General features: G+C 59.7%; 8 protein-coding genes. 5 read left to right on the top strand and 3 right to left on the bottom strand.

Annotated features, from left to right (window positions below):
- Nucleotides 1-175: 175 nt before the first annotated feature.
- The 4 genes from FHT86_RS01955 (at nucleotide 176) to FHT86_RS01940 (ending at nucleotide 4,458) form a co-directional block, all read left to right on the top strand.
- Nucleotides 176-958: an extensin family protein gene (locus FHT86_RS01955; RefSeq protein WP_133705191.1), complete on the top strand. Its 783-nt coding sequence runs from the start codon at nucleotides 176-178 to the stop codon at nucleotides 956-958.
- Nucleotides 959-1,133: 175 nt separating this feature from the next.
- Nucleotides 1,134-2,711 (top strand): amino acid adenylation domain-containing protein, encoded by a 1,578-nt coding sequence (locus tag FHT86_RS01950; RefSeq protein ID WP_166656721.1) that lies wholly within the window; start codon nucleotides 1,134-1,136, stop codon nucleotides 2,709-2,711.
- Entirely contained in the window at nucleotides 2,708-4,207 is a 1,500-nt protein-coding gene (locus tag FHT86_RS01945; protein WP_133705189.1) for a hypothetical protein, read from the top strand. The genes FHT86_RS01950 and FHT86_RS01945 overlap by 4 nt, the downstream gene beginning before the upstream one ends.
- Nucleotides 4,207-4,458 carry an acyl carrier protein gene (locus FHT86_RS01940; protein WP_133705188.1) on the top strand — a complete coding sequence of 84 codons (252 nt, stop codon included), beginning with the start codon at nucleotides 4,207-4,209 and terminating at the stop codon, nucleotides 4,456-4,458. Before FHT86_RS01945 ends, FHT86_RS01940 begins: the two co-directional genes overlap by 1 nt.
- A gap of 71 nt (nucleotides 4,459-4,529) precedes the next feature.
- Here FHT86_RS01940 and FHT86_RS01935 read toward each other — a convergent pair whose 3' ends face one another.
- Nucleotides 4,530-6,209, bottom strand: a complete 1,680-nt coding sequence (locus tag FHT86_RS01935) for a formate--tetrahydrofolate ligase (protein ID WP_133705187.1) — start codon at nucleotides 6,207-6,209, stop codon at nucleotides 4,530-4,532.
- Between the two features lie 176 nt (nucleotides 6,210-6,385).
- Between FHT86_RS01935 and FHT86_RS01930 the strand changes: the two genes are divergently transcribed.
- A complete protein-coding gene (locus FHT86_RS01930) occupies nucleotides 6,386-6,895 on the top strand; it encodes a TIGR00645 family protein (RefSeq protein WP_133705186.1) in 510 nt (169 codons plus the stop codon).
- A gap of 15 nt (nucleotides 6,896-6,910) precedes the next feature.
- Here FHT86_RS01930 and FHT86_RS01925 read toward each other — a convergent pair whose 3' ends face one another.
- Complete coding sequence (locus FHT86_RS01925) at nucleotides 6,911-7,726, bottom strand: hypothetical protein (RefSeq protein WP_246779358.1); 816 nt, start codon at nucleotides 7,724-7,726, stop codon at nucleotides 6,911-6,913.
- Nucleotides 7,727-7,944: 218 nt separating this feature from the next.
- Nucleotides 7,945-11,064 carry a bifunctional proline dehydrogenase/L-glutamate gamma-semialdehyde dehydrogenase PutA gene (putA, locus tag FHT86_RS01920; RefSeq protein WP_133705184.1) on the bottom strand — a complete coding sequence of 1,040 codons (3,120 nt, stop codon included), beginning with the start codon at nucleotides 11,062-11,064 and terminating at the stop codon, nucleotides 7,945-7,947.
- Nucleotides 11,065-11,092: the final 28 nt, after the last annotated feature.

Below are 11,092 nucleotides of genomic sequence, written 5' to 3'. Positions count from 1 at the left end.
CGCCTTCTTTCTGCCGCATAAAAAACATGACTATTATTGTCAATATATCCGACTGATATAATCATGAATAAAATTATCATGTTTAAAAGCAGACCGATAAAGTTGCTGAATTGCAACGAAATCGCCGCATCGAGCGTTCTCCCGACGTTGCTATTAGAAATGGGTGAAATACTTGATGCTTTTCCGGATCATCTCCGTCACGACCGCCGTCGCCATGTTGACAGCGGCCTCCCTCCCCGAAACCGGCCCGATGCCACAGCCCAAGCCGGATAGTGAGCAAACCCAGTCGCCCGGCGAACTGCCGATACCGGCACAAAAACCGGCGGTTTCGGAGACCCAACCGACCGTCAGGGAAATGCAGGGTCCGCCCAGGCCGCCCCTGACCATTGCGACGGAATCGGACGAAGAGCATCAAGCTTGCATTGGAAAGTTGAGCGCGATCGGTGCGGTGTTCAAGGATATCCCCCGCATCGACGATGGCAACGGCTGCGGCATCGACAAGCCGATTGCTCTTTCCGAACCTTTGCCAGGCATCAAATTGAAACCGGAAGGCACGATGCGCTGCGAGGCCGCCCTGGCGCTTGCCCACTGGATGAAGGAAAGCGTGATACCCGCCGCCGCAACCGCGCTGGAGGACAACGGCAAGATCACCACGATCAACCAAGCCTCGACCTATGTCTGCCGGCTGCGCAACAACGCCACCACCGGCAAGATTTCGGAACATGCCCGCGGCAACGCCGTCGATATCGCCAGCTTCACCTTCGAAAACGGCAAGACCATCGGCATCGAGCCCCGCCACGAAGATCCAACGCTTACAGGCGCATTCCAGCGCGCGGCCAGCGCCTCCGCCTGCCTCTACTTCACAACCGTCCTGGACCCGGACAGCGACGCTGCGCACGAAACGCATTTCCACCTGGACGTGTTGAAGAGGAAAGGCGAGTTCAGATATTGCCACTGAACCCTAAGTCTCAGGCTCCTCATTGGAACGGCATGTTCACAATACCGTGACTGTTAATCCTCTACCCGCCCTACAGTAACCATGATGGTCGAAAAGCGTTGCATCGCAGGGCTTTTCGCGAAAACTGCGCCCGTTGCGAATGTGGAAGGTCCCCCGACGGGCGACCGCGATTGCTATGACCGAAAATATTGCATTGCCACTTTATCGGCACAGTCTGGAAAGGCCGGATGCGCTGGCGCTCTCCGTCAATGGGAGGGAGCTCAGCTATCGTGAGCTTGCGACCCTGTCGCGCCGCATTGCCGGCTGCCTTCAGACGATTGCAAGAACCCGGCGTATCGGCATTCTCGCGTCCCGCAGCCTCGCCGCCTGCGCCGGAATTCTTGGCACCGCATGGTCAGGCGGTACTTATGTCCCTCTCAATCTGAAACTTCCGCAGACGCGCCTCATTCATCTCTTTTCGACTCTGGAACTCGACGCGCTGATCGTCGATGCCCGTGGCGTGGCGCTTCTGACGCCGGAGGTAGTTGCCGCGGCACCCCGCACCATCCTTGTCGGCGATGACGCTCACGGCATTCCTTCAGCCGAAGGTGCCGATATCAGATCGTTCTCGATGCTGAATAATCAGGGCCCCGAAAAGCCCGCCGATATCACAGAGGATCATCTCGCCTACATCGAATTCACCTCCGGAACGACTGGCGTTCCCAAAGGTGTCATGGTGCCGGCCAACGCCGTCAATCACTATCTCAAAGTCATGCAGGATTGGTTCTGCCTGACGCCGGACGACCGGGCAGCGGAAACCTGTGACATCACCTTCGATCTGTCCGTCCATAACATGTTTCTGACGTGGTATGCCGGCGCCTCCCTGCATGTGATGAACCCGCTGCAGATGGTTGCCCCTGCCCGCTTCATTCGCGATAGGGCGATTACCAGTTGGCTGTCCGTACCGTCGATCATCGCCATGATGCGGCAGAACCGGACGCTGGAACCCGGCACATTGCCGAGCCTTCGCCTATCCTTCTTCTGCGGCGAGGCGCTGCCGGCGGGAACAGCCCGGGCCTGGGCGAAAGCTGCGCCGAACAGCCGGGTAGAAAACATCTACGGCCCGACCGAGGCGACGATCGCCTGCCTGCGCCAACCCGTCATCGAACCCATCGCCATAACGCCGAACCGCGAGATTGTCGCGATCGGCAGGGCCTATCCCGGAATGGCGGCACGAATCGTCGATTCGGCACTGCGGCCATTGCCATCGGGCATTCCCGGCGAAATCGCCCTTTCCGGCGCGCAGCTTGCCAGAGGCTATTTCGGTCAACCGGAGCTCACGGCGGAACGTTTTCCCCTCATCGAGGGCGAGCGCTGGTATCTGACCGGCGATCTCGGAGTCGAGGACGAAGACGGCATCTTCCACCACCTCGGGCGCCTGGACAACCAGGTCAAAGTCCTCGGCAATCGCATCGAACTGGAGGAGATCGAAATGCATCTGCGCGCGGCATCCCAGTCGGATCATGTTGCCGCCGTCGCCTGGCCGCTCTCGGATGGTTCCGCGAAAGGCATCGTCGGATTTGTGTCGGGCTCGGCACTCGATGAAAACACGATCAAGGACGATCTTCGCCAGCGGCTGCCCTCCTATATGGTCCCAAGCGCCGTCCATCGCGTCGGTGATCTGCCGCTGAACGGCAACGGCAAGGTGGATCGCAAAGCGCTTTTGACAAGCCTCGACACAGGGACCGCTGCAGTCACGGAGAATGCTCTATGACCGACAGCACCCTTTCCGGCGCCATCGTCCGCCCCTCCATGATCGCCAGATTGCTCGGCTGGCGTCGCGCATGGCTGGAAATGGACAAGAATCCAGACATGATCCGGTTCGCCGGCACGGTTCACGGCTCGGTGATCATTCACGCTGCCTTCTTCGCCGTCCTCCTTCTCGCCGGCCTGGACATCGGCTTCGGCACGGCGGCGATCGCCATCGCCGGGCTGATCGGTTGTGCCCTTCTTCCATCGAAGCGCGCCCTGGTCATCGCAGCTTCCACCCTGGTGTTCCTGATCGTCCGGCCTTTTCACGCCTTTGAATTAGCTGAAATACCGCCTGCCATCATCGAACGCCTTGGCCTCACCGGCACCAATCCGAAAATCCTGGCCTGGGCCGCAACTGCCCTGTTCATGATCGCCGCATGGATCGCCCTTTACCTGCAGGGCCGGTACCGCGAGACGCTGCCTGCCAAGCGCCCGCTGCTGTCAATGATTATGCTCTTCTGGCTGCTTGTACTCCTCGCCGTCGCGGGCATGCTGCCGGCACTGCCGCAGGCGTTCCTGTGGACCTTCCTGGCCGCCTTCGCCTCCGGATTCTGGTTTCTCGCCTATGCATTGGCAGACCAGAAAGCGAAGGACTCGACACGCAACGGCATGCGGCTCGGCCTGTTTCACCCCTTCTGGGATGGACCGCCATTGCCCACGGGCAAAGGCGCGGCCTATCTGAAGAAATTCGAAGTCAAGGATGAAACCAGCCTTGCCGTTACCCGATTGAAGGCACTGAAGCTGATCGTCTGGGGCGCGCTGCTCACCGGCCTCTACATAGCGTTGACGAAGCTGCTCAATGACTATGCCGGCTTGCCGACCTTGCACCGCGCCATGGAGCTTTATGCAGCCGGCACACCTGTCCCCGCTTACGAAGCCTGGGCGGCGCTGGTTGTTCACTATCTGCTCGATATTGCTTTCATTGCCGGCTGGAGCCATGTCATCGTGGCGATCGTGCGCATGGCGGGCTATGCCATTCCGCGCAACACGGTCCGCCCACTCTCGTCCCGCACGCTCGCCGAATTCTGGAACCGATATTATTTTTATTTCAAGGAACTGCTGGTCGATTTCTTCTTCTTCCCGGCTTTCCTGCGCTACTTCAAGAAGCAACCCAAGCTGAGAGTGGCCTTCGCGACGCTTTGCGCGGCCTCCTTCGGCAATGTGCTTTTCCATTTCACCTGGAATCTCAATCTGACGCTTGACTACGGCCTGCTCGGCGCCATGCAGCATTTCGAAAGCTACGCGGTCTATTCGCTACTGCTCGCCGGCGGATTGATCATCTCGCAATTGAGAGGCCGCAAGCCCAAGCCGGAAGACGGCTTTCTGCGCTATGAGGTCCTACCGCGCATCGGCGTCGGCCTGTTCTTCTGCCTTGTCGCTGTCTTCAACGAGACGCCGGAACTCTTCACGATGCACGATCGCGTCGCCTTCTTTTTCAGCCTGTTTGGAGTAATGTGATGACCATCATCGTGATCGACAAATTGCGCGCCACCGTCGGCGACCTGCTTGCTGCCCGCGGCGACCGCAACCCATTTTCCGATACCGAACCTCTTTTCACAGCCGGCCGCCTCGATTCCCTTGCAGCAACGGAACTGATCGTCGCGCTGGAGCAGGATTACGGCCTCGATCTCGCGACCGCCGACTTCGATATTTCGGCGCTCGATACGCTACGCGATCTCTCGAAGCTGGTGGCAACCGTGCATTCGTAAATGCGCTGGGGTCAGTGGAGTCCTTGGGAAATTTTGACCGGCTACAAACCCAGTTGCACCGGAATCAGAACTTAAAACAATCCCTCGATATATCCCTGATCATTAAGGAAAATCCGTTCTGCTGCCGGTGATTTCGGCAGACCCGGCATCGTCATGATCTCGCCGGTGATGACGACGACGAAGCCGGCGCCGGCGGACAGACGCACCTCGCGAACCGACACGATGTGCCCCTCCGGGGCGCCGCGGACATTGGGGTCCGTCGAAAAGGAATATTGCGTCTTCGCCATGCAGACAGGCAAATGGCCGTAGCCCTGATCCTCCCAGGCGCGCAACTGATCACGCACGGCCTTATCGGCGGTCACCTCGCCGGCGTGGTAGATCTTCGACGCGACGATCTCGATCTTTTCGAGTAGAGACAGATCGTCGGGATAGAGCGGCTGAAATTTCGCCTGGCCGGATTCAGCCAGCTCGACCACCTTATAAGCGAGCTCTTCAATCCCCGCAGACCCCTCGGCCCAATGGTGGCAGAGGATCGCCTCGGCGCCGAGCCGCGCAACAAAGTTCTTTAGCGCCTCGATCTCCGCATCCGTATCCGAGATGAAGTGATTGATGGCAACGACAACGGGCACGCCGAATTTGCGGACGTTGGCGACGTGCCGGCCGAGATTGGCGCAACCCTTCACGAGGGCGCCAACATTCTCTTGGCCGAGATCGTCCTTCTTGACGCCGCCATTCATCTTCAGCGCCCGTACCGTCGCGACGATAACAGCCGCATCTGGCGAAAGCCCGGCCTTGCGACACTTGATGTCGAAGAACTTTTCCGCGCCGAGATCGGCGCCGAATCCTGCCTCGGTCACGACATAGTCGGCAAGCTTCAACGCCGTGCGGGTGGCGATCACCGAATTGCAGCCATGGGCGATATTGGCGAAGGGGCCTCCGTGCACCAAAGCCGGATTGTTTTCCAATGTCTGCACCAGGTTCGGCTGCATCGCATCCCTTAGCAACACCGCCATGGCGCCGTCAGCCTTGAGATCGCGGGCATAGACCGGCGTGCGGTCGCGGCGATAGCCGATGATGATGTTTCCGAGCCGCTTTTCCAAATCCTTCAGATCGGAAGCCAGACAAAGGATGGCCATGACTTCGGAGGCAACGGTGATGTCGAAACCGCCCTCACGCGGAAAACCGTTGGCCACGCCGCCGAGCGAGGCGACGATATCGCGCAGCGCCCGGTCGTTCATGTCCATGGCGCGCCGCCACGTAATGCGGCGGACATCGATGTTCTGTTCGTTGCCCCAGTAGATGTGATTGTCGATCAGGGCCGCCAGCAGATTGTGCGCCGAGGTAACAGCATGGAAATCGCCGGTGAAATGCAGATTGATGTCTTCCATCGGGATGACCTGCGCATAACCGCCACCTGCCGCCCCACCCTTCACGCCGAAGCAGGGTCCGAGCGAGGCCTCGCGCACACAGACGATCGCCTTCTTCCCGATGCGATTCAGGCCATCGCCGAGGCCGACGGTCGTGGTCGTCTTCCCCTCGCCGGCCGGCGTCGGATTGATGGCGGTAACGAGAATCAGCTTGCCGTCTTTCTTATCTTTCTGGGCGGCAATGAAATGTGCGCCGATTTTCGCCTTGTCATGCCCATAGGGCGCAAGGTCTTCGGCCGGAATGCCGAGCTTGGCGCCGATCTCGACGATCGGCAATTTCTTCGCGGCACGCGCGATTTCTATGTCGGATTTCACCGCTGTCATAAGACCCGTTCCCGCCCTGAACATGGAGGCAATCATCCTGTCGGGATAACCCAATAAATATCTACTGTGAATAGCTGCAGATTGCAGTGCTTCATGAAACTGTCCTGTCTTGCCGCAAGTCGGACACGCACTTATTTTCGCGGACTGGCTGCAGGATGAACGGAAAAGGATAAGATATGAAGTCCCTGGAATTGCTGGTCGAGCGCATCATTCTTTCCAGCCGTTGGATACTAGTCGTCTTCTACCTCGGCCTGGCAGCCGCGCTTGCAGTCTATGCCGTCTCGTTCGGCTACAAATTCCTGAAGGTCGCCGCTGGCATCTTCGACTACGACGAAGCGGACATGATTCTGGCCATCCTCGGCCTCATCGATGCCGCACTGGTGGCCAGCCTCATCGTCATGGTGATGATTTCCGGTTACGAAAATTTCGTCAGCCGCTTCGACGAGGCTGATAACGAAGTCTCCTTTCTCGGCAAGCTCGATTCCGGCAGCCTGAAGATCAAGGTTGCCTCCTCGATTGTGGCCATTTCGTCGATCCATCTGCTGCAGATCTTCCTCAACGCCACTCAATACGAGAATGGCAAGCTGATGTGGCTGACCATTATGCACCTTGCCTTCGTCGTCTCCGCGCTCCTGCTCGGCTATCTCGAAAGGATCATGGCGAAAGCCAAAAGCAAGGACGCCTGAGGTCCGAAAACATGGTCATTCGCCGACCGCTGCCGGCGGAGCGGAAGCCGCCGGCGGTGTAGCGCACTCCGCGATCGATTGTTTGTCCTTGCAATCCCTTGCGGCAACGAGTTGATCGGCAGCGGCAAGTTCCGTCGTCAATCTCAGCTTCAGCGCATCCATCTGCGTGATGAGATGGATGGAACTCGGCTGGGTGCCGAGCATCAGATCGACGAGCGATTTGTCGATGCCCATCTCCTTCAGGAAGCCGACAAGCCTCGCCCTCTGTTGTCTGTCGAGCTTGGTCGTGTCGTGTTTACCAACGAATTTCCGCCCGACCTCCTGCTTGGAGAGGATCTTTCGCTTGCCATTCACCGTTTCATATTCGGTGCGATACTGAACGCGTACCTCTCGGTAGGTCGTGGTGATCTGATGCACGCCGAGCAGCGCGAAGGGGCTGGAGACCCGTTGGATACCGCCGGCGAAAAACAGCGGGCAGGCCGAAAAGCAGATAGCACCGACCGAAAATGTCTCACCTTTGATGGAGCCATCCTTTGCGCGAGCAGCCGAACAGATTGGCTCGGCATAAGGGCAATCGCGGGAGCGCGTCCTGCCGACCGCAATCGCAAGTTTCTGCTTGCGGATGGCATAGGCCATCTCCATAGCGGCCCGGACATCGCCACCCGGCGAGCTGACGATGATCGGCAATTTCCTGCCGCCGAGGCGTTTCAGCAGCTTTTGCAACTTCTTCGACGAACCCGCCACGATCTGCCCCTCGGCTGAGATCCAGTCCGGACAGTTGTTGTCGGCGCGGCACCAAGCCATGTCACCATGAACCAACAGGAATTGCATGGGCTGACCGACGGCAGAACCGGCAGCTTCAGCAGACGTGAAAGAAAGCAACAGAAGAAAAACTGTTGTCAGGAACCACAAGGTCCTTTGGCAACACCGCGCGGCACGCTGCGGGAACAAACGAAACATCATGAAATACAGGCCTGGAAGCAATTGCTATGGCAAGACCGATAGCAATCGCTTTTGACCTTCGCAAGGCGCGCTTCAATTGTCGTTCGTCAACCGTCGCCCATGGCGATCAGGCTGGCATTGCCGCCGGCAGCGGCCGTGTTGACCGAGATCACCTGCTCGAGCGCAAATCGCTGCAGATAGGCCGGCCCGCCAGCCTTGAAGCCCGTCCCGGAAAGCCCCGAGCCGCCGAAAGGCTGCGTCCCGACTACGGCGCCGATCATATTGCGGTTGACATAAACGTTACCGGTATCGAGCGCTTCAGTGACGGTCTTGATCGTCGTCTCGATGCGGCTATGGATGCCGAGCGTCAGGCCATAGCCGGAGGCGGCGATATCGGCCAGCACCCGAGGCAACTCCTTCGCTTTCCATTTGACGACGTGCAGCACGGGACCGAAGACTTCCTTCGTCAGGGCCGCCGGCTTGTCGAGTTCGACGATGTGCGGCGCAAAGAAGCTGCCTCCATCAGGCGCCTGGCCGGCATAACGCACTTTCTGCGTCTTCTGCATATCGCCGATATGAGCTTCCAGCATTGCCTTCTGCTTTTCGTCGATGATCGGACCGACGTCGGTATCGGCTCGACTGGGATCGCCGAGCTTCAATTCGCGCGCCGCCCCTTCGATCATCTGCGTCATATGCTCGGCGACATCCTCCTGCAGAATCAACAAGCGCAAGGCCGAGCAGCGTTGCCCGGCCGAACGGAAGGCCGACATCACGACGTCGTCGGCCACCTGCTCGGCAAGCGCGGTGGCGTCGACGACCATGGCGTTGAGGCCGCCGGTTTCGGCGATCAGCGGCACGATCGGCCCATCCTTGGCGGCAAGCGCCCGGTTGATCGCCCAGGCAGTGCGGGTCGAGCCGGTAAAGGCGACGCCGGCAAGGGCCGAATGCGCCGTCAGTGCTGCGCCCACATCCGGTCCGCCGGGAACGAACAACAAGGCATCCGCCGGCACACCGGCCTGATGAAGCAGTCTTGCCGCCTCATAGGCGATCAACGGTGTCTGCGGCGCCGGCTTGGCGAGCACGGCATTGCCAGCGACGAGGGCAGCGGAGACTTGGCCGAGGAAGATCGCCAAAGGGAAGTTCCAGGGCGAGATGCAGGCGAACACGCCACGCCCGCGCCAGAGATAGCGATTGTCTTCGCCGGTCGGCCCCGGCATTTTCACCGGGCTGGAGAAGAGACGGCGCGCCTCGCCCGCATAGTAGCGACAGAAATCCACGGCCTCGCGAATTTCGGCAATACCGTCATCCAGCGTCTTGCCCGCTTCCGCTGCGAGCAGCGCCAGCAATCGGTCGCGGTCGGCTTCCATCAGATCGGCCATCCGCTCCAGGCAGGCCGCGCGCTCCTCGACCGGCCGGCGTGACCAAGCTCTGAAACCCTTCGCCGCGACTGCAAAGGCTTTATCGATATCCGCCGCCGTCGCGTTGCGCACAGAGCCGACCGTCTGTCGATGATCGGCCGGCGAGATGACCGGCGTTTCGGAGCCGGATGCGTTGATACCGGGGATCAGAGGCTTCGCTTGAATGGCGCTCACACCCTTGCCGACGCCCGTCATCAATTTTTCCAGACCCTGACGATAACCGAATTCGAAGCCGGCGCTGTTCCTACGCTTGCCGTAAAGTTCTGCCGGCATCGGAATTCTGCTGTTGCGGGCACTGGCACCAACGTCGAACTGCAGCTTGATGGCCGGCCGTTCGAGCAATACCTTCACTGGCACGTTCTTGTCGCCGGCCATGGCGACAAACGAGGAGTTAGCGCCATTTTCGAGAAGGCGGCGAACGAGATAGGCGAGCAGGTCGCGATAACCGCCGACTGGCGCGTAGATGCGGCAAGCGATGCGGTCATTTCCGGCAAGCAGATGATTGTAGAGGGACTCACCCATGCCATGCAGCCGCTGGAACTCGAAGCCCGAGCGGTCATCGCCGGCGAGCTCGAGAATGGTCGAAACCGTCAGCGCATTATGTGTGGCAAATTGCGGAAAGATACGCGCTCGCTTGTCCAGCATGAGTTTAGCGCAGGCGAGATAGGAAAGGTCCGTCGCCTGCTTGCGCGTCCAGACCGGATAATCCTCAAGTCCTCGCTCCTGCGCGCGCTTGATCTCGGTGTCCCAATAGGCGCCCTTGACGAGGCGCACCATCATCCGGCGGTTATGGGTGGCGCAGAGCTGGTCAATGTAGTCAATTACCGCGGTCGAGCGCTTCTGATAAGCCTGGATGGCGAGGCCGAAGCCGTCCCAGCCCTCCAGCGACGGATCGGCGAAGACGGCGGCGATGACGTCGAGCGACAGTTCCAGCCGATCGGCTTCCTCCGCATCGACGGTGAAATTCAGTTGATGAGCCTTCGCCATCTGCGCCAGCTTCAACAGATCGGGCACCAGTTCTTTCATCACCCGTTCGCGATGGGTGGCGAGATAGCGCGGATGCAAAGCCGATAGCTTGACGGAAATCCCCATGCGGTCCGGCAGGGCTTTGCCCTTGGCATTCTTTGCCATCCAGCCACCGATCGCCTCGATCGCCATGGCGTAGGATTGGAAATAGCGCTTGGCATCCGCAGCGGTTCTCGCGCCCTCGCCCAGCATGTCGAAGGAATGACGATAACCTTTCTCCTCGCTTTTGGCAGCGCGGGATAGCGCATCCTTGATGGTTTCACCGAGGACGAAATGGTGGCCGAGGAAGCGCATTGCCTGCTTGGTGGCGTTGCGCACCGTCGGCAGGCCGAGCCGCTTGACCAGACCGCGCACCACGCCTTCTGGCGTGTCGCCAGGGCGCAGAATACGGGCGGAAACGCCAAGCGCCCAGGCAGAGGCCGACACGAACCAGCTGTCGCCCCTCGCCTCATGCTCGCTCCAGCCACCCTCCTTCAGCTTGTCCTCGATCAACTTGTCCTGGGTCAGTGCGTCCGGTACGCGCAGCAGCGCTTCGGCAAGCACCATCAACGCCAATCCTTCTCGCGTGGAGAGCCCATATTCGCGCAGAAAATCCTCAACACCGCCCATCGAGCCGGAATTGTCGCGGATAGCCTCGATCATCCGGCTAGCGCGCTGATCGATCGCGGCATCCTGCCGCTCGGTAAACGACAGATCATCGACAAAGGCATGCAGCAACCGGTCGTCGTCACCGGCGAATGGCGCGTTGAATTGAGGAAATGCGGGCGAAATCTGGCTCTTCATAGGGTCCTCTCCGTGATTTCGGCAACAT

Origin of the sequence: Rhizobium sp. BK313, assembly GCF_014193655.1 — a bacterium.
Classification (GTDB): Bacteria; Pseudomonadota; Alphaproteobacteria; order Rhizobiales; family Rhizobiaceae; genus Rhizobium.
This window is presented reverse-complemented; position numbering and strand designations above follow the sequence as displayed.